This is a genomic window from Natrinema salifodinae (genome assembly GCF_900110455.1).
Lineage (GTDB): Archaea > Halobacteriota > Halobacteria > Halobacteriales > Natrialbaceae > Natrinema > Natrinema salifodinae.
In genome coordinates this window covers 443,031-468,401 of sequence record NZ_FOIS01000001.1, presented here as the reverse complement: position 1 = coordinate 468,401, position 25,371 = coordinate 443,031, and the positions used below count along the sequence as shown (strand labels likewise).

Genomic DNA, 25,371 nt, shown 5'->3' with positions numbered 1-25,371 from the left:
GGACTCGAATGCCTCGAGAGGGGCACAGAGGCACCAGGGCACCGATCGATTACAAAGAGAGGGGCGGACATCACACCCCTTTCGGGCACTCGTTTCGAATCCGCGATCGAGCGACCCATTTTTTCTCCGATCGAAGCGCTCTCGAGCCGCCGACCGCTCAGCCGCGATCGGTGCGACTCGGCCACCCGTCGCAATCATGCGCGTCTAGTTGCCCGTCCGTCATCGCGATCCACCGCATCTCGTTCCAACTCAACCGGTAGTGGCATGTCTCGGGCTCCATCCGTTCCCAGTAGATGGTCTGCATCGACGGGACGTCCGCGTCGCCTGGCCGTATCGGAAGCGGGTCCCCGTCGGGTTCGGCCGCTTCCTCCATCGTCCGGAGTCGCTCCTGGGGCTGCGGAGAGCCGTAGTGCCAGCCCAGTCCCGCGAGGACGAGCAGTCCAACGACGGCCACGACGGCCCACTGGCGGCGGATCGTCGGGGCCGCGTCGTCCCCGGGGTCCGTCACCGACGATCGCCGCGCGGTCACGCGTTCGGCGGCGACGCCCACGCCGAGCGCGACGAAGGCGAGCCACAGGAGCGCGTCGGTCGAGCCGTCCATGTCGACGAACAGCACCTGAAAGCCGAATATCAGGCCGCCTGCGGGCACCCACCACAGCTCTCGGCGGTCGACGACGGCGACGGCGCGCGCCCAGCCGTAGAACGCCACCGGAAGGAGCATTGACCCGTAGCCGAACACCAGCAGGATCGAGTAGACGCGTTCGGCCAGGGTGTACGACGAGCCGGCGAGCAGCGGTGCGAGCACGGTCTGGACGACCATTGGAACGAGCGCGCCCGCGGCCGCGAACGCGACGAGGACGGCACCGGTCACGACGCTGCCGCCCGCGATCGCCGCGAGCGCGCCCCGCCGGTCAGTTCGCTGGTACGCCATCCCGACGACCAACAGTGCGAACGCGGCCCCCGACTGCCACGAGCCGGCGCTCAGCGCCGCGGCGGCTCCCGCGAGGAACGGACGGTCGCGGAGGACCAGAGCGAGCGCGAGGACGCCGAAAAACAGCGCGTAGAACTGCGCCCGCACCCCTTCCGGGGAGAGGAGGAAGAGTTCCGGGACGACCAGCATCGCGAGGCCGGCGGCGACCGCCGCCGCGTCGTTCCCGGTCGCGAGGTGAGCCACCTGCCCGACGAGCAGGACGCTCGCGGCCGCGACGACCGCCGTGAGCGTCACGCCGAGCCCGTGCAAAACGAGCATGTCGCCGCCGGAAAGGACGGCGAGCACGGCCGAGATGCCGAACGGGACGGGCGGGTTCACGTCCCAGACGTCGACGTATGGAACGCCGCCGTTGAGGACGTACCAACCGGTGTGCTGGAAGAACGCCGGATCGGTCGCGATCGCCGGCCACTCGGTTACGAGATACGTCGCGAGTCCGGCGGCGAACAGAACGGCGACGATCGGACCGAGAACGACGATCCAGTCGGAGCGAGCGCGGAGGGGGATACGTATCGGCATGGGGGGGTATCGTGACGGTCGGGTACGGACGCTGCGGGCTCGTCTGCTGCCATCGCGCGGGTCAGCGCGCGACCGCCGTCGGCACCGGTCAGATCCGCTGTGAGACTTTCTTCGCGGCGACGAGGGCACCTTGATCCCACGCGACGCGGTGATCGAGGCCAGTCTCGTCGGCCGCCTGGTCGGACTCGTAGTTCTCTAGATACCACTTGTACGTCTCTACGAGCGCTTCTTCGTTGGAGTACTCGGGCTCCCAGCCGAGGCCCTTCAGTTTCTCGACGGAGACGTACGAGTCCTCGTGGGCCGTCTCGTAGACCCACGGGTACAGCGGGGAGAGGTTCAGCTTCTCGAGCGCGCGGAGAACCGTGACCGTGAGGACGGCGGGCGTTCCGATGGTGCGCTTGCCCGTCCCCGCGTAGTCGATCGGGGCCTGGAAGTCCTCCTTCATGGTGCCGAACTCGTCGGTGCCGACGTTGAACGTCTCGTTTACCGCCTCCTCGTCCTCGGTGAGCATCAGTTCGATGGCGGTGACGAGGTCGTGGACGTGCAGTAGCTGGTAGCGGTTGTCTCCCCAGCCGACGAGCGGGACGTTCGCGCCGTCTTCGATCCAGTCGAACAACACCTGAAACACGCCGAGCCGCTGCGGGCCGATGAACGTCTTCGGGCGGAGGACGGGAACGCACATCCCCATGCGACGGAAGTCCTCGCAGACCTTCTCGGCCTGGATCTTGGCCTCGCCGTAGGGTCCGACGCCCTCTAGAGGCGACTCCTCGGTGATAGGATGCGTATCGTGGGTCCCGTAAACCGCGGTCGAGGAGATGTAACAGACGCGCTCGACGCCGCCGTCTTTGGCCGCCCAGAGCACGTTGCGCGTTCCGTCGATCGTCGTCTCGCGGATGCGGTCGTCGTCCCACAGCGGGAGCGCGGCCGCCGCGTGCACGACGGCGGTGGCGCCGCTCTCCTCGAGCGCGTCGGCCACGGACTCCTCGCTCCGGACGTCTCCCCGGACGAAGTCGATTCCGTCCGTGTCGTCCGACTCCTCGAAGGGCTTGCGGTCGAACGCGGTGACGTCCCAGCCCCGATCGCGGAAGTGCTGGCACGCGTGGAGGCCGAGGAATCCGGTCCCCCCCGTAACGAGAACGGCACCGGTCGAGTCGTCGCTCGTGCGCTCGCTATCGCTCATCGTAATATCAGCCGAACGTCGACGCAGCGCTTCAATAGTGTATCGACGGTTAACCGGCCCTAAACGGATGGTTGTTCGGCCTACCGACGCGGAACGGAGTGATTACGGCGAGCCGAATTCGAAATCGGATCCGGGTCGAGAGCCGCATCGAACGGGCGGAGCGAGGGAAAGAGCCCACTGGCGAAGTGCTAGTCGGTGCCGTAGCGGGCGGGTCACCGACCGGCGTTTCTGCCCGCCCGGTTTCGCTCGGATCGGGCACCCTTCGGCGAGAAGCGGGCGGCCGCTCGTCGGCTCGTGCCGTTTCGCGATACCAAACGATCGTAAAATGGTTGAAAGCGAGCGCGAGCCTTTTTTGTCCGTCCTAGGGGTGGAGAGACAGAGATGTCCCGCGCCTATGCCGACCAGAGCCGGCTCGCGGGTGCCCTCTCCGGCCTGGTCAAGGAGTTGCGACCCTGGCAGTGGTACAAACAGAGCATCCTGCTGTTGGGGCTAATCTTCTCCAAGAGCCTGCTCGATCCGGTCGCCGTCGCGAGCGTCGCCCTCGGGATTGTCGCGTTCTGCGTCATCGCGGGCGCGACGTACATCGGCAACGACATCCTCGACGTCGAGGAGGATCGCAACCATCCGCAGAAGAAACACCGACCCATCGCCAGCGGCCAGGTTCCGATCCCCGTGGCGGCGGCGTTCGCGATCCTGCTCTTCGTCGGCGGGCTCGCCCTCGCCTGGTACCTCGGTCCGCTGTTCCTCCTCGTCGTCTGCACGTATATCGTACAGAACGCGCTCTACTCCGCGTTCTTGAAGGAGGTCGTCCTCGTCGACGTGATGGTCATCGCCATCGGGTTCGTCCTGCGGGCTATCGCGGGCGTCGTCGCCATCGACGTCTCCCTGAGCCCCTGGCTCGTCGTCTGTACGTTCCTCGCGGCGCTGATGCTCGCGCTCGGCAAACGCCGCCACGAGATGATCGTCAGCGATGATCCGGCCGCGTCGCGCTCCAGCCTCGACGAGTACACCGAGGAGACGCTCGACCAGTTGCTCGTCGCCGTCCTCTCGGCGCTGCTCGTCTCCTACTCGTTGTACACGTTCTACGGGGACGGCCCGTGGATGATGGTCACGCTCCCGTTCGCCTTTTTCGCGGCCTTCCGCTATCACCACCTCGCCCACACGCGAGACCTGGGCGGCGACCCGAAGTACCTCTTTGGCGACCGCCCGTTTCTCGTCAACCTCGTCGTCTGGGGCTTCGTCGTCATCGCGGTCCTTTACGAGGTGCCGCTCCGACTTCTCGAAACGATCACGTGAGACTCGCACGCTACGCCGCGCCGAACCCACAATGACACGCAGATACGATCTCCAGGTACACACGGACGCCTCGCCCTGTTCGAGCACGCCACCCGAGCGCGTCGTCTCAGCGGCGGTCGACGCCGGACTCGACGGCATCGCGATCACCGACCACGACACGCTCGCCAACGTCGACGCCGTTCGGGACGCCGCACCGGCCGCCCTCGAGGTGATCTCCGGGGTCGAGGTGACGACGACCGAAGGGCACCTCCTGGCACTCGACGTGACCGAGGCGCCGCCTCAGACCGACCCGCTGACAGCGGTCGACCGCGTTCACGACCAGGGCGGCGTCGCCGTCCTCTCGCACCCGTTCGACGCGCTACGACAGTACTACGAGACGGACCTCGACGCCCTCGCCGACGCCGTCGACGGGGTCGAAACGGTGAACTCCCGCTGTGTCCGCCGGCGGTTCAACGAGCGCGCGGCGGCGTTCGCGGCTGCTCACGACCTGCCGTCGACCGGCGGGAGCGACGCCCACTTTCCGATGGAGGTCGGTCGCGCGTACACCTGTATCGACGGTGACGGATCGCTCGCGGACGCCCTGCGCGACGGCCGCGTCCGGCCTGGCGGTCGCGGACGGTACCTCTCGGGGCACGTCGCGACGAAACTCCACCAGGTCCGCACCGCCGCCGGTCGCGCCGTCGAACCCTTCAGGTCGGAGGGATCCCCGCGACGATGAGCAATTACGGCGAATCCGTCGTCGATCGTGGGCGAGCGGCCGTCCGCGACCACGGCATCTGGGTGACAGCACTGCTCTCGGTCGTCGTCTTCCTCGGTCTCGCTGTCTACGCGGACGTCGGCGACGTGACGAACGCCCTGGCCGCCCTGAACTGGCGAACGTTCGCGATCGTCGTCGGCTTGACGACCGTCGGCTACGGGTTCCGATTCGCCAAGTGGCACTACTACCTCCGGTGTCTCGACATCGACGTTCCGCTCGATGCGAGCGCCGTCACCTTCTTTAGCGGCCTGATGATGGTCGTCACGCCGGGCAAGGCCGGGGAGGTCTGGAAGGCGTGGTTTCTCCGCGATCAGCGCGGCGTGTCCGCGAGCAAGACCACCTCCGTCGTCGGCGCCGAGCGGATCACGGACCTCATCGCGCTGAGCGCGATGGCCGCGCTCGGACTGTTGGGGTACGGTCGCTCGTCGCTTCCCATCATCGTCGTTTTCGGCGCCATCGCGACCGGGATCGGTCTGCTTCAGTGGCGACGGGGCTGCCTGGCGATCCTCGAACGGCTCGAAGCGGTCCCGGTCGTCGGCGACTACGCGACCGAACTGGAGCAGTTCTACGAGAGCGCGTATCGACTGTTTCAGGTCCGGCCACTGATCGTCTCGACGCTGTTCAGCCTCGCTGCGTGGGGGCTGGAGGGGGTCGCGCTGTGGGTGGTACTCGACGGGTTCGGCGTCGAAGCGGACGTCACGACCGGCCTGTTCGTCTTCGGGCTCGGGTCGGTCATCGGCGCGGTGTCGATGCTCCCCGGCGGGATCGCAGCGGCGGAGGCGTCGATGGTCGGCGCGCTGATCGCGGTTGGGTATCCCGAACCCGTCGCCGCCGGCGCCACGATGGTCATCCGCGTCGGAACGCTGTGGTACGCCGCGGCGCTCGGCACGGCGGTTTTCCTCGCGTACAAAGCGACGCGCTGATTGCCACCATTCGACACATCCAAATGATTTTGGGAGTAGTATTATCTGATGGATTCTGGTAGTAATACTGCGGACGGCTCCGTGATAGCGGACCCGGCATTGCGTCCGAACCCCTACCCGGGATACCACCACCGTCCCAACCCCACCCCACTCCACCCTACTCCACTTCGTTTCGCGTTTCGCCCGCCGAGCGGCGCCACCGAGCGCCGCTTGGACCGACGGCTACCGCGGTCTACCGCTCGGCGGAATTCCCTCGAGAACGAAGAACGCGAGCGCGACGCGATCGAACGGCGGACCGGCCTCCGAACGCGTTAGATTAGTCGTCCGCGGGGAGCTGCCGGTCGCCGACGTCGGGTCGGCTCACGTCGCGATCGGTCGCCTCGCCCTCGATGTCGTAGGGGTACTCACCCGTCACGCAGCCCAGACAGAGGTCGATCCGCTCCTCGTCGAGCACCTCGGCGACCGCGTCGGTCGAGAGGTAGGCCAGGCTGTCGGCGCTGATCGCGTCGCGGATCTCGTCGGTGGACTTGTCGGAAGCGATCAGTTCCTCGCGGGTGGCCATGTCGATGCCCATGTAACAGGGGGCGACGATCGCCGGCGCGCCGATCCGGACGTGGACTTCCTCGGCCCCGCAGTCTTTCAGCAGCTGGACGAGCTGGGTCGAGGTCGTCCCGCGGACGATCGAGTCGTCGATGACGGTGACGGTCTTGCCCTCGATCGTGGACTTGATCGGGTTGAGCTTCAGCCGCACCGCGCGCTCGCGTTCATCCTGAGTCGGCATGATGAACGTCCGGCCGACGTAGCGGTTCTTCATCAGCCCCTCGGCGAACTCGACGCCGTCGTCGTCGGCGTCGCGGGGCTCGCCGTCGGCGGTCGTCTCGCTTGCCGCGTCCGCGTAGCCGGAGGCGAACGCCCGACCGGAGTCGGGTACCGGCATCACGACGTCGGTCTCGACGCCGCTTTCCTCCCAGAGCTTGCGCCCGAGGTTCCGCCGGGCCTCGTAGACCAGCGTCTCGTCGATGACGCTGTCGGGGCGGGCGAAGTAGACGTGTTCGAAGAAGCAGTGGGCGGTGTTCTCGTTTTCGACGAGCTGGTAGGAGTCAAAGCCCTGGCCGTCGTCTCGCAGGACGACCAGCTCGCCGGGGCGAACGTCGCGGACGAGGTCCCCGTCTAACGTGTCGATCGCGGCCGACTCGGAGGCCAGTATGTAGCCGTCCTCGAGCTCCCCGATACAGAGCGGGCGGTTCCCCTGCGGATCGCGCACGCCGAGGATGGTGTCGTCGTGGCTGATCGTCAGCGAGTAGGAGCCGTGGATCCGCCCCATCGTGTGTTTGACGGCCCGCACCAGGTCCTCCTCTAAGAGGTTGCGCGCGAGGTCGTGGGCGATGACCTCGGTGTCGCCGTCGCTGGTGAAGGCGTGGCCCGCGGCGGCGAGTTCGTCGCGGATCTCGTCGGCGTTGACGAGGTTGCCGTTGTGGGAGAGCCCCAGCGAGCCGCTCTTGAAGGAGACGGAGAACGGCTGGGCGCACGAGGAGTCGACCGAGCCGGCCGTCGGATACCGGACGTGGCCGATCCCCGCCGCCCCGTTGAGCGCGTCGAGGTCGTCCTCACCGAAGGCGTCGCCCACCAGGCCCATCTCGACGTGGCTGTGCTGCTGGAAGCCGTCGTGGGTGACGATCCCCGCGGACTCCTGACCGCGGTGCTGGAGTGCGTAGAGCGCATAATACAACGGTCGTGCCGCGTCTCGACCGTTCAGTGAGACGCCGACGACGCCGCACTTTTCGGTCATTCCTGTTCGCCGGGGAGTCTCGCCCCGCCCATCAGTCATGGAAGTCAGTAGGGCGCCGCGGCGATAAAAATCCCCGTGTTTGTGCTCCTATAGCCGCGTTCGAATCCAAATCTTACACACATTCGTGCATACTTACTGTGGAATCGTACGGTGTCCGCTGCGCGCCCGACGAGCGATGACACAGTGTTCAAGACGGTCGGCTCGAACCCAACGGGTATGCGACTCGAGGAGTACTGGGGGGTCGGCCCGAAGACGCGGGAAACGCTGGTCGAAGAACTGGGCCGGGAGCGGGCGATTCGAGCGATCGAAACCGAGAACGTCCGGGCGCTCGCGGATGCCGGACTCGCCCGCGGCCGCGCGACGCGCATCCTGCGCCGAGCGACCGGCGGCGCGGGTATGGACGTCCTGGCGACCGGCGACGCCCGATCGGCGTACAAGGAACTGCTAGCTCTCGCGGTCGACCACGCCGTCACGCGGCGCGCGGCCGACCGGATCCGCGTGCTCACTCCGCTGGAGCGCCGCGACGAGATGAACGATCGACTCGACGACGTCCTCGCGGCCAGGGACGCCTGGTCGACCCTCGCGGACGAGGACCGGGAGGCCGTCCTCGACGCCTACGAGCGCTACGACGAGCGCGACGGGAGCGAGCGCGCCGCCGTCGAGGCCGCCCTGGCGCTGCTCGACGCGGGCGTCGACTCGGGGCCGTTCGCCGCGATCGCAGGCTTAGAGCGGAACCGCCTCGAAGACGCGGCCGCGGCGCTTTCGGCGCTCGACGGCGACCGAGTCCGCGAGGGCGCCGACGAGGAACTCGACCGACTGCGGGCCACGCTGGGCGCCGTCGAGGACATGGACGCCGACGCCCTCGAACTGATCGAGGACCTCCGTTCGGAGGGCGTCCGCGACGTCGAGGGCTTTCGCCAGGCCTTCGAGGACCACCTCCTGAGCGAAACGGATGTGACGATCGATCGGGTGCGCGACGCGATGCCGACCGACGCGACGGACGCGACCGACTTCGTCGGCGGCACGCTGCGGACGCTCCGGAGCGACCTCACCGAGGCGGTCGACGAGCGCGAGGCGGCCGTCGCGAGCGAATTTCGGGAAACGCTGGAAGCGGCTCGCGACGCGGTCGACCGAGCCGTCGAAGCGGTCGACGACATCGCCTTCCACCTCTCGCTGGCTCGGTTCGCACTGGCGTACGACTGCACTCGTCCGACCTTCGTGGACGACGATGACGCTGCAGTGTCCGTCGTCAACGCGCGCAATCTCACACTCGCGGCACGCGACGACGATTCCGTCCAGCCCGTCACCTACGCGATCGGCGAGCACGGCGTGACGAGCGTGCCGGCCGACGTCGACTCGGTGCCGGGCGAGGAGCGCGTAACGGTCCTGACCGGCGCCAACAGCGGCGGGAAGACGACCCTGCTCGAGACGCTGTGCCAGGTCGTCTTGCTCGCGACGATGGGGCTGCCGGTGCCGGCCGACCGCGCCGAGGTGACGCCCGTCGACTCGCTGGTCTTCCACCGCCGGCACGCGAGTTTCAACGCCGGCGTCCTCGAGTCGACGCTGCGGTCGATCGTCCCGCCGCTGTCCTCGGGCGGGCGCACGCTGACGCTGGTCGACGAGTTCGAGGCGATCACCGAACCCGGTAGTGCGGCGGATCTGTTGCACGGGCTCGTCACGCTCGCCGTCGACCGGGACGCCCTGGGCGTGTTCGTCACCCACCTCGCGGACGATCTGGAGCCCCTACCGCCCGAGGCGCGGGTCGACGGCATCTTCGCGGAGGGGCTGAACCCCGAACTGGAACTGCTCGTCGACTACCAGCCCCGGTTCGACACGGTGGGCCGCTCGACACCGGAGTTCATCGTCTCGCGGCTCGTCGCGAACGCGGGCGATCGGAGCGAGCGGGCCGGGTTCGGGACGCTGGCGGAGGCCGTCGGCGACGAGGCCGTCCAGCGGACACTCGCCGACGCTCGCTGGAACGAGAACTGAGTCACGGGTCGCCGGCGCCGATCCCGCCGGCTCCGTCGGGCTCGTCGTCGCGCTCTACGTCTGTCTGGCGCTCGGGTTCGATCCAGCGGTCCGGCGTGGGCGTATAGCCGCCGCCTCCGTCGCCGGTTCCGTCCGCGAGCGACTCCGTGTACGTGTAGACCGTTCCCTGCTCCTCCTCACAGACGCGGGCTTCGAGATAGGACTGAGCGGCCCGCCGCGAGAGGGCGCCCATCTCGATGATGTCCGCCAGCGCGGTCTTCGTCGCGCGAAACCAGATCCGAAGCCGACGGTCCTCGTCCGGATCGGTCGCGACGAGCGCGCCGCGGCCGCCGTCGCGACCGTCGCCCCATTCGAGCCAGCAGACTCGGAAGGCGTCGACCGCGTAGTCGGCCGCCGGATCGACGAGGTACAGCGCCTCGTGAACGCAGGGATCGAGATGGTCCGTCAGGATCCGATCGCGGGTGATCGAGCCCGCGAGCAAGGCTCCCTCGATCGCGCCGTCGGCTAGCGGGGTCGTGCCGGTGATTTCGTCCGCGAGGGTGAGATCCTCGCCGCCCCAGTGGCTGTACCGCAGATCGTAGAGGGAGTCGGGTCGCCGGTAGGCGACGAGGGCTCTATGGCCCATCGTCCACCCGATCGGGACGGCGCGGGTCGAGGTGCGCGGTGCGCGAGCGCAGTACTGGATGGCGAGTCACGGGGGGTCTGGTCTCCCCTCCGTACTTGAACCTCCGGACAGGAGGGACATCGCGACGGACACGGCTCGGATCGCAGTGGACGGCCGTCCGCCGCCGTCAGCCGCAGGAAGTGGTGATGCGTTCGTCGGCGGTCGGGTCGCCGACCGGCCCGTTCGCGTCGACGGGCTGATCGAGACGATGGATCGTCACTGACTCGACGTCGGCGGGCGCACGCTCGCAGAAGTACGCCGCCGTCGGCTCGAGGTGGGCGTCGCCCCCTCCCTGCACCTTCGTTGCGAACCGCTTCCAGAGCGTCGACGGATACCGATCCATCGCGTTCGGCGGCCGGTCGAATTCGACCGGCCCGCCGTCGACCAGGTCGACCGCGTCTCCGGACTCGCGATCGGCCTCGACGACGTACCAGGCGTAGGAGTCCGGCGGGTTCGGCGCGAAAAAGGCCCAACTGCCGCTCTCGAACGCGTCGTCGTCCGCCGGCGCGGTGTCGACCAGGCCCGCGGCCGCGACCTGCCAGCCCACGACGGCGAGGAGGACACACGTAAGCAGGACCGTCGCGGCGAGTCGACCGCCGCGCCGAACGAGCCGCGAGCGGTCGGTACCGGAGTCCGGCGCCGCCGGTCCTTCCGCTCCGGCGCCGTCGGCAACCGGTTTTGCCGCCAGGCGACCCACTCGATCCGCGAGCGCGGTCGCCGAGACGGATCGATCGATCGGATCCCAGATCCGCGGCGGGAGGTACAACAGCAGGGCGGCGAGCATGACGAACGGGAAGGCGCCTAGACGCATCGTCGCGGCCATTCCGAGGTGGGCGCCGACGAAGGCGGCGACGGTCGCGGCCCGGAGCCGGTCGGTCGCGACCACGAGCAGGACCGCGGCACACAGGGTCGCGGTCCAGAGCCAGTTGATCGCAGTCAGCAGCCCTGGAAACTCCGCGACCGTCGGACCCAGCAGGTACACGAAGTCCTCGAGCTGGAAGATGCGCCGGACGGCGACGCCGCTCGACCAGGCGTCGCTTCGGAACTTGAGGACGGCATTGATCGCGTAGATGATCGCGACGTGTAACAGAACGGTCGCGGTCGCCGCCGAAACGACGCGGGGATCGTCGCCGCGCGTCGCGTCGCCGGCGCGAGGGGCTGCGGTCGCCTGGCTTCCCGCGCGCCGTCGGCGCCCGCGGAGCGACCACCGGGCGTCCAGCGGGAGAAACGCCGCGAGGAACAGCAGCGAGACGAGGATCGTATCGCCGCCGTTTGTCAGGTACGGATTCCGGGCGTGCAACGACGCAAGCAGCAACGCGGAGCCGACCGCAGCGAACCGGGAGCGGTAGCCGACGAGCAGGCACCCGGCAAGGGTGACGGCAATCCCGACCAGCAGGGCCTGCGCCCATAGCGACCCCGATTGGGCGTGGAGGGACCACCGCGCGAACGCGGGGGAGGTCTCAGCGAGGGCCGACCGCGGGAGCACCCCGTCGTCCGTGTAGAAGGTGGCCAGGCCGGGCAGCCGAAGGACGAGCAAGTCGGCGAGGAGGACGAGCGCCAGGCCGATCCGGAAGGCGCCCAGGGCGCGGGGATCGATCCCGAGCCGCGATCGGAGGCGCGGGCGAAGCGACGCGAGCGGCGCCGATTCGCTGCCAGTCGACGGATCGGTGCGGGCGGCAGTCATGACGGATCAGTCGGATCGGTGCCAAATTATCAACCGTCGTATAAGTGTTTTCCCTTCTATTTCGGTCCGAGAACCCGATTTCGTACGCGGCGGGCGCAACGCCGAAATCCCTCCGCGTCCTACCGGCGATTACATGGGAACGCGGACGGCGTACGACGCAGTTATCTTCGACAACGACGGCGTGTTGACGACGCCGACGGATCGGACGGTACTGGAAACAGCGATGCGCGAGGCCTTCAAAGCGATCGGCGTCTCGGACCCGTCGACCGAGCACGTCGACACCCTTCTCGGCCCGGACGTCCCCTCGCTGCGCCGGGTCGCGGCCGAGCACGGCGTCGATCCCGACGAGCTCTGGACCGCCCGCGAGGAGGCCGCGATCGCGGCCCAGCTCGCGGAGCTCCGAGCCGGCCGGAAGCGGCCGTACGACGACGTCGCGACGCTCGACTCGCTGTCGGTGTCGACGGCGATCGTCAGCAACAACCAGCACGAGACCATCGGAAACATTCTCGAACACTGCGAGTTCGACGGGTTCGACGTCTGGTACGGTCGCGAACCGACGCTCGAGGGGATCGAACGGAAGAAACCGACGCCGTACTACCTCGAGCAGGCGCTCGCGGATCTCGGGGTCGAGAACCCGCTGTTCGTCGGCGACAGCCGGGTCGACGTCGCCGCCGCCGACGCGGCCGGAATCGACGCGGCGTTCATCCGACGCAGCCACCGCTCGGAGTACGAACTCTCGATCGACCCGGCCCACGAGATCGACTCGCTCGAGGCGCTGCCCGACCTGATCTGACGGACCGTCCCCGTGGTACCCGCCTCGAACCGTCAGGCAGTCGCGCTCGCCAGGCCTTCCGCGCTAGCGGCGATCGCCTCGTTCATCGCGACGAAGGCCCGTTCGACGCGGGTCTCGTCGAACACCAGCGGGACGAGCGCGCCCCGGACGGTCTCCCGCTGAAGCAGTCGCGTGCTCCGCCCGTCGTCGATCGGCTCGAGGTGGAACTCGTGGTAGCGGTCGAAGGCGAAGGGGAGCACGAACCGGTCGAGCCAGGCGAGCCGTCGGTTCGGCTCGACGGCGACGACCATCGGCCCGTCGAGGAACCGGCTGGGATCGGTCGGCTCGATCGGTCCCCGCCGAACGTCGATCGCGACGCCCTCGATCGTCCGCTCGATCGGATCCCACTCGGGATAGGTCTCGAACCCGAGGAGGACCTCCCAGACGGTCTCGGGCGGCGCGTCGATTTCGGCGAAAGCTTCGACCTGGTTCACGTGACCGAGTAGCACCCGCAGCCGGATGGCTCTGCCGCTCACCGTCGCAAGGACGACGCTCGCGGCGTCGGGGGGTCGCGCGGCTCGCAGATCCGCCGGAAGGCGCTCGAACGGTCGAACAGACGAGCCGCCAGGCAATCTACGCGCTGTCGTTGAAGCGCCGGTTCGTCGAGAGCGGCGCGTCGCCCGGCTCGCCCCGGACGAAGTGGCCCGCCGGGTTGATCTCGCCGTCGCGCTCCATCGAGAGGAGTTCGACGAACCAGGCCTCGTGTTCGATCTCCTCCTGGAGGATGCGCTGGGCCATGTCGTAGGTGCGCGGGTCGACGCCCTGGGTCATGTCGCAGACCTCGGACCAGGTGCGGATGGCGCAGCGTTCGGCCTCGAGCAGTACCTCGAGGACGTCCTCGGCGGTGAGTTCGGTGACGTCCAGCTGGCCGCCCTCGTCGTCGTACGGCACCGGCAGTTCCGCGTCCGGGCAGGACGCCCGGTCGGCGAAGTCGCGAATGTCGTTGGGCAGGTGGCCGCCTAGTTCGTACACCCGCGGCGCGACCAGTTCGAAGTGGGCCCGGTCCTCGAGGCGGGCGTCCTCGGTGATCTCCTTGTAGTCCTCGTGGCCGGCCAGGTGCATTCGGAGGTTCGTATAGTAGTAGTAGGTCGTGAACTCGGCGCCGATAGCGTCTAACAATGTCTCGCGCAGTTCCTCGGGATCGAGGCCGCGTTCGCGAAGGACCGCCATTCCGACGCGCTCGCTCGTGTCCCCTTCATCGACGTTTCCAGAAGCATGCGATTTCTCGTCGGACATCGCACCGATTGTCTCCCATCACTCGGCACTTAGAGCTTGGCGTACAGTCGAGCGAATTTATACGTTACAGGCCGATAGTCCGGCTCTCAAGCCGGATTTGCCGCCGTCGGAAACGGCGCGCGATCCGACCAGCCCGGATCGCTGGGACCGCAATACCCTTGGTCGCCAGTCCCCGAGAATCACGTATGTCCGGCTCGGATCGCGGCCTCTCCCGTCGCGCGTTCGTGAAAAACGCCGTCGCTGTCGGCGGTGCCGGCGCGCTCGCCGCCTGCCTCCAGCGTGAGGAAACGGAAGACGTCCCCCAGGCCGACCTCGCCCTCGACGAACTGCCCGACCGCCAGCACGCCTGGAACGAGTTCCTCGCGACGGACGACCACGGGAACGACGACCCCCCGCAGCATCACCTCCTGCTCGGACTCGACTACGTCGGCGACGGGCCGGCCGACGCGGACGGCGAGCGCGAGCAACTCGACGCCGCGTTCCGAACCCTCGAGCGCGCGTACAAGCGCGGCAACGAGGGCCTGGTCTTCGCGATCGGCTACGGGCCGTCGTACTTCGACCGGTTCGACGACGACCTCCCCGAGGGGGTCGACCTCCCCGACCCGGAAGCCCTCACGTCGTTCGAGGACCCGCAACTCGACGCGTACGACGCGCTGGTGCACGTCGCCAGCGACTACGGGCACGTCACGTTGAGCGTCGAGGAGGCACTGAAGGGCGACCTCGACGAACTCAACGGGGTCGAGGTCGAGGGCACCGTCGAAGGCGTCTTCGAGGTGGCCGAGCGCCGGACGGGATTCATCGGTCGCGGGCTTCCCGCGGAGCGCCAGGCGGGCGTCAGCGGGATCCCCGACAGCGAGCCCGTTCCCGAGGACGCGCCGCTGTTCATGGGGTTCAAGTCCGGCTTCAAGCGGACCCAGGCGAGCGAGGACCGGGTGACGATTCGGGAGGGGCCGTTCGCCGGCGGCACGACGATCCACCTCTCGAAACTGCAGTTGCACCTCCACCAGTGGTACGAACAGGACAGTCGCGGCCAGCGCGTGGCCAAGATGTTCTCGCCGGCCCACGCCGCGGAGGACCTCGTCGAGGGAGCCGGCCACAACCTCGGCGATTCGAGCCGCGTGACCGAAGTCGGCGGGGACGCGGCCGAGGACGCCCGGACCGAGGGGACGGTCGGTCACGCCCAGAAGGCCGCTCGCGCCCGCGAGGACGGCGAGCCGATCGTCCTGCGGCGGGACTTCGACTCGACCGATGACGACGCAGCGTCGGTCCACTTCCTCTCCCTGCAGCGCTCGATCGACGACTTCGTGACGACCCGCGACGCGATGACCGGCAGCGATCTCACCGAGGGCTCGGTCGGCGCCCGGACGAACAACGGCATCCTCCAGTACATCAGCGTCCGCAACCGGGCGAACTACCTCGTGCCGCCGCGGCGACACCGCTCGCTCCCGACGCCGACGCCCGAGTGAGCCCGAGAACGGACCGAGATGCCCGTGATTCAGGTGGGTCGAACAACCGCTCTACCGCGATCCGTCGCTCGCAAATCGATTCTCCGCCGTTGATCGTTCCGGTGCAATGGCTGTTCGAGACGGATGCATCAGCGGGGTGATCTTATCGGGAGCCGTGTTGGAGGATAGCATATGTCGCATTCACGGCGGCGCTTCCTCGAACTAGGGGCGGCGACATCGATCGGTAGCATCGCGGGCGCATCCGGAATCGGAGCGGCGCGGGACGACCGCGGCGACGGTGACGACGGCGACGACGGCACCGATCCGGAAGTGGCCCTTACTGCCAGACAGGAGCCGGGCAACGCCTTCTACTGGGTGCTTCCCGGCGAACGACCGCTAAGTCCGACGGTATTCGGGACGGCCGAGAACCCCCGGCACGGGACCGAACACCTGCAGGCGCGGATCGACCAGGCGAAGGAGTTTCCATCCCCGCTCGACGAGGCGATTCCGCAACTCCTCGAAGACCTCCCGTTCCTCGTGGCCGCGCCCGACGAGGCCCGCGAGCCGATCGAGGAGTCAGACGGGGAGTCGATCGCACAGCAGCGCCTCGCCGAACCGACGCCGTACAGCAACGACGCCGAGGTGACCAGCGGCGCGTTCGAGGTCACCTACGAGGACCGACGGCCGTACGATCTCCCCGGAGAGCCGGGCGACACACCGGAGACGATCGAGTTCGACGCGCAGTTCACCGATCCGGCGGGCAACGAATACGAACTCGAGCACGACCACGTCGTCCAACCGCCGATCCCCGGCTACGAAACCGGCGGCGGCGTGTTGACGGACGGGCTGCTCCACGGCGTCACGGGCACCGGCTCGCCGCTGTTTCCGAAGGTGTACACGTACGGCGCGTCCTGGGGCGTTGGAAACGTCCACATCGACGGCGAATTGGCCACCGAGGACGGGTTCCGCGTCATCCACTTCATGACGACCCAGACGGTTCGCGACGAGCGATACCGGATGGTTCTCGACGAGGAGATGCCGCTCGAACCGGAGACCACGATCGCGGGACAGAGCCACCACACTCACGGCGTGGTCCTGCCGATCAGGCCGACGCCCGAGGGTCCGGAGTACGCGCCGGTTCCGACCGCGTTCGAACTCCCGAACGGGGAGCCTCAGCCGTTCATCCACGCGATGTAGGAGCAAGACGAGATCGTCGAGGGGCCGTTCGCGGACTGGGAGTTCGGCGACGGGGAGGAGCAAGCGGCCAACGGCGACGCGGGGACCGACGCGCAGGCGGACGTCAGGCTCCTCGGCGACGCGTCGGCCTGGCAGGGCGTCACGCCGGACGACGTCTCGGAAACGGAGAACCCGACGCTGACGCTCGACGCGGGAACGGAGTACGTGCTGGTCTGGGAGAACGGCGACGGCCTCCAGCACAATTTCGCGATCGAAGCCGAGAGCGGTGCGGACCTGCTCGCGACGGACCTGGTCGGCGAGGAAGGGGCGACCCAGTCGGTTACCTTCACGGCGACGGACGAGATGGCCGAGTACTACTGCCAGATCCACCCGAGTTCGATGCGGGGAGAGATCGACGTGCAGTGACCGGCGGCCGATAGCTCGTGCGGCCCGCGACCGGGCTGACGGCGGGTCGACGGTTCCGACCGGTCGATACTCGGACCGGGTGGCGAGGCGTCAGGCGTTCGGCACGTGCGTCCGGTCGCCCTTCGCCGCCAGGCGATCGAACAGCGCCGCGGCGTCGTCGGCCATCGGATACGCGTCGTGGTACGGATCGAGCTCGCGGTCGGCGCCGACCACTGACTGAATCGCGTCCGCGAATTGCTCGTAATTCCCGTCGACGATGTCCTGGACTAGTACCGGCATACCGGCTCGCTTACACAGCTCGGTCGCCGCGGCTCGGCCCGACCAGACTGTCTCGGCCTCAATATCCGCGAAGAAGAGCGCGAACGGCGTCTCGTCGAACTGGGCCTCGAGGAACGCCTGGGCCGCCGGATCGTCCCACGGCACGACGCCGACGCTGTCGAGTTGGCGCATCGCGGTCGAGGCCGCCGAGCAGAACGGGCAGTCGCCGTCGTAGAGCAGGATGCCGGTGAACTCCGACTGCGGGTCCGCCGTCGTCATACGGGCTCGTTCGACGGCGAATCGGAAAACGTTCGGCGGGCAGTCGCCGGTCGCGTCGATCGATCCTCACCCGAGCTTCGACCGGCCAGGTGGCTTGTCGTGGTCGGCGCGGTGGCGGAGCAGTTCGTCGTGCCGTTCGACCTCGATGACGCAGTCCGCACGGGGTCGCGCGACGCAGGTGAGCACGAAGTTCGCCGCCTCGTCCTCCGGGTAGTATCGCTTGGCCCGACTGTGATCGACCTCACCCTCGAGGAGTTTCGCGCCGCAGGTGATACACCACCCCTGCTGGCAGTCCGCGGACAGCCAGATGCCGGCCGCGCGGGCCGCCGCGAGGATCGACTCGTCCTCGTCGACCTCGATGGTCCGGGACTCGCCGGCGGCGTCTACGTCGGCGTCCGCGGGAATTCGAAGTTCGACGTCCCACGTCGTGGGATCGGTCACGGATACACGTACGGCCGATCGGGAAAAAGGGCTGTGGTGGCGGGTCGCAAGCCGCCTGGCCGGCGTCCGGACCGCCCGTTCGGTGCCGCCTTCCCTAGGATCTTTGCGCTCGAAGCCCACTCGGGAACCGATGCGAGCCGCAGTCTTCACCGAACTGATCGGTCCCGAGGGAGTGAGCGTGATCGACCGCGACGAGCCCGAGCCTGGCCCGGGCGAGGCCCTGATCGACGTCGAGGCCTGCGCGATCAACCGCCACGACCTCTGGATCCTCGAGGGCGATTCGGCGATGGTCGACGCCGACGACCTGCCGTTCGTCACGGGGCTCGACGTGGCCGGCGTCGTAAGCGAGGTCGGCGACGATGTCGCCGACGCCGATACCGGCGTCGAGCCCGGCGACAGGGTCCTCCTTTGCCCGAATCAGACCTGCGGCACCTGCCGGTTCTGTCGCGAGGGCCCGGAGAACATGTGCGAGCGGTTCTCGCTGTACCACGGCGGCCTGGCCGAGACCGCCAGCGTTCAGGCCGACCGACTCCTCTCGCTGCCGGACGACGTGGACGCGACGACCGCCGCCGCGATCCCGACGGCCTACATGACCGCCTTCCACATGCTCCGGCGGGCCGACGTCGGCGCGGGTGACCTGGTCTTCGTTCCCGGCGCGACCGGCGGCGTCGGCGTCGCGGCGATTCAGCTCGCCGATATCCTCGGCGCGACGACGATCGGGACGTCCTCCTCTCCCGAGAAACTCGACCGCGTCCGCGACCTCGGCCTGGATCACGGCATCGAGTCGGCCGACACCGACGAGATCCGCGCGGAAGTCGAGGAAATCGGGACGCCCGACGCGGTCGTCAACCACCTCGGCGGCGAGTTCACAGCGCTCGGCCAGGCGGTCATGCGCCGCGGCGGGACGATGGTGATCTGCGGTCGCACGGCCGGCGACGAGTCGACGATCGATGTGCCCGATCTCTTCCTGGGCCACAAGCGCGTCGTCGGCTCGACGATGGGCACCCAGGACGACCTGCGTCGGCTCGTCGAACTCGCGGCCGACGGCCGACTGCGACCGGAAATCGACGAGACCTACTCGCTCGCGGACACCGACGCGGCCTTCGCGGCGATGCGGGACCGCGAGAGCGTCGGAAAGATCGTCGTCGAGCCGTAGCGGGGCCGATTCGGAGGGCTTCGGCCGGCAGGTCTCACTACCGTCGGGCTTTCGGAGTTCCGTCGCCACCAGTTGCTACGCGGCATTCACCGATGGTTCGTTCTGCCGCGCCCAGGCCGGAACGCGCCGGCCCGACCTATTTCCGGCCGTTCGCTGTCCATTCCGTATGACCGATATCGCCATCACCGGCGCATCGGGCAACGTGGGCAGGGAGGCCATCGACGCGTTTCCTGACGACGATCACGACCTCACCCTCTTCTCTCACAGCGAGACCGAGGATCTCGACGCGGAGCCCCTCGAGATCACCGACCGCGAGCAGTTCGTCGACGCGCTCGACGGCCAGGACGTGCTGATCCACCTGGCAGCCAACCCGTCGCCGCGGGCCGAGTGGGACGAGGTCCGCGGGCCGAACGTCGACGGGGTCTACAACGCGTTCGAGGCCGCGGCGGCGAACAACCTCGAGCGGGTGGTCTTCGCGAGTTCGAACCACGCGGTCAACATGAAAAACACCGTCTCGGGGATCCGACCGGAGTCGACGGTCGGGAACCCGGGGATCGTCAGACCGGACGGTCCGGCGGACCCCGACACCTACTACGGCGTCACGAAGGTCTTCGGCGAGGCGATGGGATCGTACTACGCGAAACGCCACGGCTTCGACGTGGTCAACCTGCGGATCGGCTGGCTGCTCACCCGCGACGAACTCCGGCAGGAATGCGAGGAGCGGGACGCCTCCGGCGAGCGGTACGCCCGCGCGATGTGGCTCAGTCCCGAGGACTGCCGACGGGTGCTCAACGCGGCCGCGACGACGACGCTCGAGACGACGCCGCTGATCGCCCACGGAATCTCCGATAATTCCGAGCGGTTCCTCTCGCTGTCCGAGACCATGCTCGAACTCGGGTATCGACCGCAGGACAACGCCGAAGCGGTGCTGAGCGACGAGTCGAACGGTCGCGACGGCCCCGAGACGACCTGACGGTTCCGATCACGACCGTGCGCCGACGACGGGTCCGGGATCGAAAGACGGAATATCGACACGTTCGTACTAACACACATGTCTATCAAGGTGTCCGAATCGACCGGCTACGGGCCGAACACCCAGATGACCCTGTTCGGCTACGTGATGGCCGCGATTCTCGTCATCGTCCTCATTCCGGTGATCCCGGTGCTCGTCCCCGCGTGGATCCTCTGGAAAGTATTCGTCTCCGAGGACGAGTTCGAGCACAGCTTCGAGGACTGGCGGCGCGGCCGCGAGTCGGGTCAGCCGCCAAGCGGATCGTAAGCCGGCAGCCACCTGAACAGTAGGTAAGGAAGACGGAAGCAAAAGGGAACCCAGAAATCAGCGACCCGGGATCCGCAACCCGCGTTTTTACTCGACCGAGACGGCCGTTAGTCGTCGCTCGCCGCCGCGGTCAGGTCCGACGGCGGCCCGCCCGGAAGTTCGTCGCGGTCGTGAGACGCCTCGAAGTTTAGGTCCGGACCGCGCGCGATGATTCCGCTGGGGTTGACGTCCGGGTGAGTCGTGTAGTAGTGTTCCGTGATGTGGTCCATGTTCACCGTTTTCGCGACGCCTGGCGTCTGGTAGAGATCGCGCAGGTACGGCCAGAGGTTGTCGTACTCGCGGACGTACTGAACGTTACACATGAAGTGGGTGTGGTATACACTGTCGAACCTGACGAGCGTCGTGAACATCGCGACGTCGGCCTCGGTCAGCCGATCGCCGGCGAGGTAGCGCTGGTCCGCCAGGACCTCGTCCCAGTGGTCGAGCGCCGAAAAGAGGTCGTCGACCGCCTCGTCGTAGGGCGCTTGCTCGGTCGCGAAGCCGGCGCGGTAGACCCCGTTGTTGATCGGCTCGTAGATCTCGTCGATGATCCGGTCGACCGCGTCCCGATAGTCCTCGGGGTAGATATCCACGTCCCGGCTCGCGACACCGTCGAACTCGGTGTCGAGCATCCGCATGATCTCCGCGGACTCGTTGTTGACGATGGTGTCCGTCTGCTTGTCCCAGAGGACCGGCACCGTCACGCGACAGGTGGCGTCCGGATCGGCCCGGACGTACAGCTCCCGAAGGTAGTCCGCGTCGTGGACGTGATCGCGCGTACATCCCTCCTTCTCGGGCGTGAACTGCCAGCCATCCTCGTCGCGGTAGGGGTCGACCACTGAGACGGAAATCGAGTCCTCAAGGCCCGTCAGCGCTCGCGTGACCAACGTCCGGTGGGCCCACGGGCACGCGGAGGAGACGTAGAGGTGGTACCGGCCCGCCTCCAGCTGAAACTCGGCGTCGGACTCGTCGCGGATCCGGTTTCGGAACGCCGTCTCCTGACGCTCGAACGCCCCCTCCTCGTTCGTCGTCTCGTGCGCGTCGGTCCGCCACTCGCCGTCGACGAGCATGTTCATACGCGAGCCTACGGCCGGCGGATACAAATGGACCCGCTAACACTCGCGTCACCACCCTCGTGCGACCGATCGCGTGGCTCGTCCCCGGTCGTCTCCGCTCCCGCCGGCCGCCGCTCCCACTCCTCCGACGCGACACACGGATCACGCTGGCCCACAGCGCCAGGACGCCGGCGACGAACGGAGCGGCGTCTCCGACGAACGACATCGAAGCGACGGGCCTTGGACGAGGCCGTGAAAAAGCGTTTAAGCGGTCCGCGTGAGCAGTCGGGGTATGACAGACGACGGGGAGCGACACCGCCAGAGTCGCCTGGTCATCGACGAGGACGGGACGTTCGACGCCGAGCGCGCACGGGAAGAGTCCCTGCCGGTCGAGGACGGCGAAGTGATCGACACCGACGAGCTCGCGGACCACCAGCGCTACGTCGAGGGGCGGGGGGTCTACGACGAGCGAAACCGGGTGAACGATCTCACGGGTAGGGAATGGAAGTACGCCACGAAGTCCGTGATCGCGGAGGGGTATCCGCCGGCCCTCCAGCACGACCTGCGCAGCGAACACGGCGGCCAGAAGCCCCCACGGCTCTGCGCGGAGCTGATCGGCCGGTTCAGCAAGGCCGGCGACACCGTACTCGACCCCTTCGCCGGCGTCGGCGGCACCTTACTCGGCGCGAGCCTCTGCGAACACGAGGGGACGGGGCTCCGGGAGGCGATCGGCTTCGAGCGCACCGAGCGGTGGGTCGACATCTACCAGAACGTGCTCGAAGCGGAGAACGAGGAGCGGCGCGCCCGCGGCGAGCCCCCGCTCGCCGACCAGGACATGCGCCGCGGCGACTGCGCCGACCTGATCGACGACGTCCCCGACGACTCGATCGACCTCCTGCTAACGGACGTTCCCTACTGGCACATGGACGAACTCGAGCAGACGCGCAACGAGCGACGAACCCGCGAGAGCAAGTTGGGGTCGTTCGACGGGGACGGACCCGGCGAGACCGACGCCGAGGGGCCTGACGGAGCCGACGCGGGCGACAAACCCGACGAGCGCGACGAGACGCAGACGAAGGCCGCCTGGCTCGCCGAGATGGCGGCCAAGTTCGACCGGTTCGCGGACGCGGTCACGCCGGACGGCCACGTCGTCGTCTTCATCGGCGATATGTATCGCGAGCAGTCCTACGAATTCCTCTCGGCCGAACTCGCCGACGCGATCGAGTCGACCGCACCCCTGACGCTCGCGGCGACCCTGATCTGGTACGACCCCACGAAGGACCTCCACGTCTACGGCTATCCCTTCTCGTTCGTCCCTTCGATGGTCCACCAGAACGTGCTCGTCTTCCGGCCCGAATCGGAGGAGGCAACCGGGAACTGATCCGCGTCTGACTCCCGTCTGTCGGTCGTCTGACGCGGTTTTATTTGCCCCCCGTGCGACGGAACGAATAGGCGCGCCGACGGTCTCCCCACCCCTCCCCATCCGTCCGTCTGCGCGCCTGATACCGTTCCTCTCCCCCTTTCCCCTTTCGACGCCGCCAGCGCGGGATTTAAGAGGCCGGTCGGACCGATCGAACGGTCGGCGACGACGAACCCTGTCCTACGCGCTCGCGGGTAACAACGCCGAGCGGACGGCCTCCGCGCGATCGGTCTCCGTGATGACTGCGACCTCGTCGCCAACCTCGAACTCGGTGCCCGGAAGCGGAATCGTCAGCGGTTCGCGGGCGCGGCCGTGGGCGTAGATCCGTGCCGACTCGGGTAAGTCGAGTTCGCTCATCCGTTTGCCGACCGCCGGCGATCCCTCCCGGATCTCGAAGACGGTCAACTGGAGGTTCGCCGCCAGGTCGGCGACGACGTTGAAGTCGCCGCCCAGCAGGGCCGTCTTCGCGCCCGCGGCGCCTAGCCGCTCGGGGTAGACGATCTCGTCAACCTCCTCGGCGTACTTCTCGTAGATGTCCTCGCGGTAGTCCTCGTCGATGCGCAGGACGGTCCGGCAGCCGTGGTGGGTGCCGACCATACAGGCCGCGAAGTTGGCGTTGAGATCGGGCGTGAACGCGCCGATCGCGACCGCGTCCTCGATTCCGGCCTCGATCAGGACGTCCTCGTCGGAGCCGTCGCCCCGGACCGTCTCGAACTCGTCGCCGCCGGCGCGCTCGATCCGATCCATGTCGTTGTCGACGATGACGACCTGATGGCCTTCTTCGGAGAGGATGGTCGCGGTCCGCGAACCGACCCGGCCGTATCCCACGATGACAAACCTCATGGTACAAGAGTACGGTACGCGCTCCGAGGTGAAATACGTTCGTCCCGCCGGCGCCGTGACCGCTCGAGACCGCCGCTCGCGGGCTGCTCGCGGCCGACGTTCGGTGCCCGTCTCCCTGGTGTCGGCTCGACGCGGACCGTTATACTCGCTATCATATACATGGACGTGAATACTATGGGCGCCGATGCGGACAAGAACGCTTAACTAATCCGTGTTTCTATGCTCGAACATCCAATATGGGGGCTATCGACCGGTACTTCGGGTTCGACGAACACGATACTGACCTCGAGACGGAAGCCATCGCGGGGGTGACGACCTTCCTGGCGATGTCCTATATCATCGTCGTCAATCCGATCATCCTCAGCGAGGCGATCACGATCGACGGCTACGGACAGGGGGAGATCCAACAGATGATCGCCGTGGCGACGATCCTCGCGTCGGTGGTCGCGATCGGCGTAATGGCGCTCTGGGCGAACCGGCCCTTCGGGCTCGCACCCGGGATGGGCCTGAACGCCTTCTTCGCGTTTACGGTCGTCCTCGGACTGGGCGTCCCGTGGCAGGTCGCGCTCGCGGCGGTCTTCGTCGAAGGGATCGTCTTCATCGCGCTGACCGCCGTCGGCGCGCGCCGGTACGTCATCGAACTGTTCCCCGAACCGGTCAAGTTCGCCGTCGGGGCCGGGATCGGCGTCTACCTGCTCTTCCTGGGTCTCCAGGAGATGCAACTCGTCGTCAGCGACCCCGACACGCTCGTGACGATGGGCAACGTCGCGACGAGCGCCGTCGCCGCGCTCTCGCTGGCCGGCCTGGCGCTGATGCTCGTCCTCCACGCCCGCGGGATCCGCGGCTCGATCGTCATCGGCATTCTCGCGACCGCGGTCGCCGGTTGGCTGTTGACCCTCCTCGGCGTCACCTCGCCAGGCACGCTCACGCCACCCGGGAGCTACGAGCAGTTCTCGAACGAGGGCCTCCTGAACGTGATCGCGAGCGTCCAGTACGACTTCACGCCGCTCGTCGCCGGGTTCGTCGACGGGCTCGGCATGATCACCGACGATCCGCTCGTCTTCGTACTGGTCGTCTTCACGTTCTTCTTCGTCGACTTCTTCGACACCGCCGGGACGCTCATCGGCGTCTCGCAGATCGGCGGCTTCCTGAACGAGGAGGGTGACCTCCCCGAGATCGAGAAACCGCTGATGGCCGACGCGGTCGGGACCACCATCGGCGCGATGATCGGCACCTCGACGGTGACGACCTTCATCGAGTCCTCGACCGGGGTCGAGGAGGGCGGCCGGACCGGCTGTACCGCTCTCGTCGTCGGTCTCCTCTTCCTGCTGTCCCTGTTGCTCGTCCCGGTGATCAGCGCCATCCCGCAGTACGCGACCTACGTCGCGCTGGTCGTCGTCGGGATCATCATGCTCCAGGGCGTCGCCGACATCGACTGGCAGGACCCGGCCTGGGCAATCGCCGGCGGGCTGACGATCACGATCATGCCGCTGACCGCCTCGATCTCGAACGGCCTGGCCGCCGGGATCATGAGCTACCCGGTCGTCAAGGCCGCCATGGGCGAAACTGACGACGTCTCGCTCGGCCAGTGGGTACTCGCACTCGCGTTCGTCCTGTACTTCGCGGTCTTCTTCGCGGTCGACGCCGAGATGTTCGCGTTCTGACGGAGCCGTCTCGGGACTCGGTTTTCGGTTCGC

Annotated in this window: 24 protein-coding genes; 13 read left to right on the top strand and 11 right to left on the bottom strand. The window is 67.8% G+C overall.

All coding sequences use genetic code 11. The features are described from left to right. Positions 1 to 157: 157 nt before the first annotated feature. Together BMY29_RS02115 and BMY29_RS02110 are read right to left on the bottom strand one after the other, a co-directional pair. Positions 158 to 1,507: a DolP-mannose mannosyltransferase gene (locus BMY29_RS02115; RefSeq protein ID WP_049991085.1), complete on the bottom strand. Its 1,350-nt coding sequence runs from the start codon at positions 1,505 to 1,507 to the stop codon at positions 158 to 160. An 88-nt stretch (positions 1,508 to 1,595) separates the two neighbouring features. Further along, entirely contained in the window at positions 1,596 to 2,687 is a 1,092-nt protein-coding gene (locus BMY29_RS02110; RefSeq protein WP_049991084.1) for an NAD-dependent epimerase/dehydratase family protein, read from the bottom strand. 381 nt (positions 2,688 to 3,068) lie between these two features. Here BMY29_RS02110 and BMY29_RS02105 point away from each other — a divergent pair, with 381 nt between their 5' ends. Genes BMY29_RS02105 through BMY29_RS02095 form a run of 3 tightly spaced genes read left to right on the top strand, consistent with a single transcriptional unit; the run spans position 3,069 to position 5,663 of the window. Further along, on the top strand, positions 3,069 to 3,983 hold the full coding sequence (locus tag BMY29_RS02105) for a decaprenyl-phosphate phosphoribosyltransferase (RefSeq protein ID WP_049991083.1): 915 nt from the start codon (positions 3,069 to 3,071) through the stop codon (positions 3,981 to 3,983). Between the two features lie 31 nt (positions 3,984 to 4,014). Further along, a complete protein-coding gene (locus tag BMY29_RS02100; protein ID WP_049991082.1) occupies positions 4,015 to 4,701 on the top strand; it encodes a PHP domain-containing protein in 687 nt (228 codons plus the stop codon). Further along, positions 4,698 to 5,663 (top strand): lysylphosphatidylglycerol synthase transmembrane domain-containing protein, encoded by a 966-nt coding sequence (locus BMY29_RS02095; RefSeq protein ID WP_049991081.1) that lies wholly within the window; start codon positions 4,698 to 4,700, stop codon positions 5,661 to 5,663. Before BMY29_RS02100 ends, BMY29_RS02095 begins: the two co-directional genes overlap by 4 nt. A 316-nt stretch (positions 5,664 to 5,979) precedes the next feature. Here the strand turns inward: BMY29_RS02095 and purF are convergent, their stop codons facing one another. Next, positions 5,980 to 7,452 carry an amidophosphoribosyltransferase gene (gene purF, locus BMY29_RS02090; RefSeq protein ID WP_049991080.1) on the bottom strand — a complete coding sequence of 491 codons (1,473 nt, stop codon included), beginning with the start codon at positions 7,450 to 7,452 and terminating at the stop codon, positions 5,980 to 5,982. A 216-nt stretch (positions 7,453 to 7,668) separates the two neighbouring features. On the opposite strand from purF, the gene BMY29_RS02085 reads away from it, so the two are divergent. Continuing rightward, positions 7,669 to 9,441, top strand: a complete 1,773-nt coding sequence (locus BMY29_RS02085; protein WP_049991079.1) for a MutS-related protein — start codon at positions 7,669 to 7,671, stop codon at positions 9,439 to 9,441. 1 nt (position 9,442) lies between these two features. Here the strand turns inward: BMY29_RS02085 and BMY29_RS02080 are convergent, their stop codons facing one another. Further along, positions 9,443 to 10,066, bottom strand: a complete 624-nt coding sequence (locus tag BMY29_RS02080) for a DUF6735 family protein (protein WP_049991078.1) — start codon at positions 10,064 to 10,066, stop codon at positions 9,443 to 9,445. A gap of 166 nt (positions 10,067 to 10,232) precedes the next feature. Then, positions 10,233 to 11,789 (bottom strand): HTTM domain-containing protein, encoded by a 1,557-nt coding sequence (locus BMY29_RS02075; protein ID WP_049991077.1) that lies wholly within the window; start codon positions 11,787 to 11,789, stop codon positions 10,233 to 10,235. A gap of 133 nt (positions 11,790 to 11,922) precedes the next feature. Here BMY29_RS02075 and BMY29_RS02070 point away from each other — a divergent pair, with 133 nt between their 5' ends. Then, complete coding sequence (locus BMY29_RS02070; RefSeq protein WP_049991076.1) at positions 11,923 to 12,582, top strand: HAD family hydrolase; 660 nt, start codon at positions 11,923 to 11,925, stop codon at positions 12,580 to 12,582. Positions 12,583 to 12,614: 32 nt separating this feature from the next. On the opposite strand, the gene BMY29_RS02065 is transcribed toward BMY29_RS02070, so the two are convergent. Together BMY29_RS02065 and dps are read right to left on the bottom strand one after the other, a co-directional pair. Next, positions 12,615 to 13,055, bottom strand: a complete 441-nt coding sequence (locus BMY29_RS02065; protein ID WP_049991120.1) for an SRPBCC domain-containing protein — start codon at positions 13,053 to 13,055, stop codon at positions 12,615 to 12,617. Between the two features lie 139 nt (positions 13,056 to 13,194). Further along, positions 13,195 to 13,857 carry a DNA protection during starvation protein gene (gene dps, locus BMY29_RS02060; RefSeq protein WP_049991075.1) on the bottom strand — a complete coding sequence of 221 codons (663 nt, stop codon included), beginning with the start codon at positions 13,855 to 13,857 and terminating at the stop codon, positions 13,195 to 13,197. Between the two features lie 185 nt (positions 13,858 to 14,042). Between dps and BMY29_RS02055 the strand changes: the two genes are divergently transcribed. The 3 genes from BMY29_RS02055 to BMY29_RS21645 all read left to right on the top strand — a co-directional run bounded on the left by BMY29_RS02055 (position 14,043) and on the right by BMY29_RS21645 (position 16,904). After that, positions 14,043 to 15,323 carry a DUF7405 family protein gene (locus tag BMY29_RS02055; protein WP_049991074.1) on the top strand — a complete coding sequence of 427 codons (1,281 nt, stop codon included), beginning with the start codon at positions 14,043 to 14,045 and terminating at the stop codon, positions 15,321 to 15,323. Between the two features lie 171 nt (positions 15,324 to 15,494). Next, positions 15,495 to 16,499 carry a hypothetical protein gene (locus BMY29_RS02050; RefSeq protein WP_049991073.1) on the top strand — a complete coding sequence of 335 codons (1,005 nt, stop codon included), beginning with the start codon at positions 15,495 to 15,497 and terminating at the stop codon, positions 16,497 to 16,499. 12 nt (positions 16,500 to 16,511) lie between these two features. Beyond that, complete coding sequence (locus BMY29_RS21645) at positions 16,512 to 16,904, top strand: cupredoxin domain-containing protein (protein ID WP_338141411.1); 393 nt, start codon at positions 16,512 to 16,514, stop codon at positions 16,902 to 16,904. A gap of 90 nt (positions 16,905 to 16,994) precedes the next feature. Here the strand turns inward: BMY29_RS21645 and BMY29_RS02045 are convergent, their stop codons facing one another. Beyond that, positions 16,995 to 17,441, bottom strand: a complete 447-nt coding sequence (locus BMY29_RS02045) for a DCC1-like thiol-disulfide oxidoreductase family protein (protein WP_049991071.1) — start codon at positions 17,439 to 17,441, stop codon at positions 16,995 to 16,997. 66 nt (positions 17,442 to 17,507) lie between these two features. Then, positions 17,508 to 17,882 carry a 2Fe-2S iron-sulfur cluster-binding protein gene (locus BMY29_RS02040; protein WP_049991070.1) on the bottom strand — a complete coding sequence of 125 codons (375 nt, stop codon included), beginning with the start codon at positions 17,880 to 17,882 and terminating at the stop codon, positions 17,508 to 17,510. Positions 17,883 to 18,012: 130 nt separating this feature from the next. Between BMY29_RS02040 and BMY29_RS02035 the strand changes: the two genes are divergently transcribed. The 3 genes from BMY29_RS02035 to BMY29_RS02025 all read left to right on the top strand — a co-directional run bounded on the left by BMY29_RS02035 (position 18,013) and on the right by BMY29_RS02025 (position 20,317). After that, the gene (locus tag BMY29_RS02035; protein WP_049991069.1) at positions 18,013 to 19,038 is read left to right on the top strand and encodes an alcohol dehydrogenase catalytic domain-containing protein; all 1,026 of its coding nucleotides are present in this window, start codon (positions 18,013 to 18,015) and stop codon (positions 19,036 to 19,038) included. A gap of 166 nt (positions 19,039 to 19,204) precedes the next feature. Continuing rightward, positions 19,205 to 20,011 carry an NAD-dependent epimerase/dehydratase family protein gene (locus BMY29_RS02030; protein WP_049991068.1) on the top strand — a complete coding sequence of 269 codons (807 nt, stop codon included), beginning with the start codon at positions 19,205 to 19,207 and terminating at the stop codon, positions 20,009 to 20,011. A gap of 78 nt (positions 20,012 to 20,089) precedes the next feature. Beyond that, positions 20,090 to 20,317 carry a DUF7535 family protein gene (locus tag BMY29_RS02025; RefSeq protein ID WP_049991067.1) on the top strand — a complete coding sequence of 76 codons (228 nt, stop codon included), beginning with the start codon at positions 20,090 to 20,092 and terminating at the stop codon, positions 20,315 to 20,317. 107 nt (positions 20,318 to 20,424) lie between these two features. Here the strand turns inward: BMY29_RS02025 and BMY29_RS02020 are convergent, their stop codons facing one another. Then, positions 20,425 to 21,432 carry a glutathione S-transferase family protein gene (locus BMY29_RS02020; RefSeq protein WP_049991066.1) on the bottom strand — a complete coding sequence of 336 codons (1,008 nt, stop codon included), beginning with the start codon at positions 21,430 to 21,432 and terminating at the stop codon, positions 20,425 to 20,427. A 271-nt stretch (positions 21,433 to 21,703) separates the two neighbouring features. Between BMY29_RS02020 and BMY29_RS02015 the strand changes: the two genes are divergently transcribed. After that, positions 21,704 to 22,792 carry a DNA methyltransferase gene (locus BMY29_RS02015; protein WP_049991065.1) on the top strand — a complete coding sequence of 363 codons (1,089 nt, stop codon included), beginning with the start codon at positions 21,704 to 21,706 and terminating at the stop codon, positions 22,790 to 22,792. Positions 22,793 to 23,011: 219 nt separating this feature from the next. On the opposite strand, the gene BMY29_RS02010 is transcribed toward BMY29_RS02015, so the two are convergent. Beyond that, positions 23,012 to 23,674, bottom strand: a complete 663-nt coding sequence (locus tag BMY29_RS02010; protein ID WP_049991064.1) for a potassium channel family protein — start codon at positions 23,672 to 23,674, stop codon at positions 23,012 to 23,014. Between the two features lie 236 nt (positions 23,675 to 23,910). On the opposite strand from BMY29_RS02010, the gene BMY29_RS02005 reads away from it, so the two are divergent. Beyond that, positions 23,911 to 25,338 carry an NCS2 family permease gene (locus BMY29_RS02005; RefSeq protein ID WP_049991063.1) on the top strand — a complete coding sequence of 476 codons (1,428 nt, stop codon included), beginning with the start codon at positions 23,911 to 23,913 and terminating at the stop codon, positions 25,336 to 25,338. Positions 25,339 to 25,371: the final 33 nt, after the last annotated feature.

What these genes read in the sequence shown, in the direction of transcription:
- BMY29_RS02030 (WP_049991068.1), top strand. Translation starts at nt 19,205, where the DNA reads ATGACCGATATCGCCATCACCGGCGCATCGGGCAACGTGGGCAGGGAG.
- BMY29_RS02115 (WP_049991085.1), bottom strand. Translation starts at nt 1,507, where the DNA reads ATGCCGATACGTATCCCCCTCCGCGCTCGCTCCGACTGGATCGTCGTT.
- BMY29_RS02105 (WP_049991083.1), top strand. Translation starts at nt 3,069, where the DNA reads ATGTCCCGCGCCTATGCCGACCAGAGCCGGCTCGCGGGTGCCCTCTCC.
- BMY29_RS02035 (WP_049991069.1), top strand. Translation starts at nt 18,013, where the DNA reads ATGCGAGCCGCAGTCTTCACCGAACTGATCGGTCCCGAGGGAGTGAGC.
- BMY29_RS02085 (WP_049991079.1), top strand. Translation starts at nt 7,669, where the DNA reads ATGCGACTCGAGGAGTACTGGGGGGTCGGCCCGAAGACGCGGGAAACG.
- BMY29_RS02005 (WP_049991063.1), top strand. Translation starts at nt 23,911, where the DNA reads ATGGGGGCTATCGACCGGTACTTCGGGTTCGACGAACACGATACTGAC.
- BMY29_RS02015 (WP_049991065.1), top strand. Translation starts at nt 21,704, where the DNA reads ATGACAGACGACGGGGAGCGACACCGCCAGAGTCGCCTGGTCATCGAC.
- BMY29_RS02025 (WP_049991067.1), top strand. Translation starts at nt 20,090, where the DNA reads ATGTCTATCAAGGTGTCCGAATCGACCGGCTACGGGCCGAACACCCAG.
- dps (WP_049991075.1), bottom strand. Translation starts at nt 13,857, where the DNA reads ATGTCCGACGAGAAATCGCATGCTTCTGGAAACGTCGATGAAGGGGAC.
- BMY29_RS02075 (WP_049991077.1), bottom strand. Translation starts at nt 11,789, where the DNA reads ATGACTGCCGCCCGCACCGATCCGTCGACTGGCAGCGAATCGGCGCCG.
- BMY29_RS02055 (WP_049991074.1), top strand. Translation starts at nt 14,043, where the DNA reads ATGTCCGGCTCGGATCGCGGCCTCTCCCGTCGCGCGTTCGTGAAAAAC.
- BMY29_RS02080 (WP_049991078.1), bottom strand. Translation starts at nt 10,066, where the DNA reads ATGGGCCATAGAGCCCTCGTCGCCTACCGGCGACCCGACTCCCTCTAC.
- BMY29_RS02020 (WP_049991066.1), bottom strand. Translation starts at nt 21,432, where the DNA reads ATGAACATGCTCGTCGACGGCGAGTGGCGGACCGACGCGCACGAGACG.
- BMY29_RS02045 (WP_049991071.1), bottom strand. Translation starts at nt 17,441, where the DNA reads ATGACGACGGCGGACCCGCAGTCGGAGTTCACCGGCATCCTGCTCTAC.
- BMY29_RS02010 (WP_049991064.1), bottom strand. Translation starts at nt 23,674, where the DNA reads ATGAGGTTTGTCATCGTGGGATACGGCCGGGTCGGTTCGCGGACCGCG.
- BMY29_RS02110 (WP_049991084.1), bottom strand. Translation starts at nt 2,687, where the DNA reads ATGAGCGATAGCGAGCGCACGAGCGACGACTCGACCGGTGCCGTTCTC.
- BMY29_RS02095 (WP_049991081.1), top strand. Translation starts at nt 4,698, where the DNA reads ATGAGCAATTACGGCGAATCCGTCGTCGATCGTGGGCGAGCGGCCGTC.
- purF (WP_049991080.1), bottom strand. Translation starts at nt 7,452, where the DNA reads ATGACCGAAAAGTGCGGCGTCGTCGGCGTCTCACTGAACGGTCGAGAC.
- BMY29_RS02070 (WP_049991076.1), top strand. Translation starts at nt 11,923, where the DNA reads ATGGGAACGCGGACGGCGTACGACGCAGTTATCTTCGACAACGACGGC.
- BMY29_RS02050 (WP_049991073.1), top strand. Translation starts at nt 15,495, where the DNA reads ATGTCGCATTCACGGCGGCGCTTCCTCGAACTAGGGGCGGCGACATCG.
- BMY29_RS02100 (WP_049991082.1), top strand. Translation starts at nt 4,015, where the DNA reads ATGACACGCAGATACGATCTCCAGGTACACACGGACGCCTCGCCCTGT.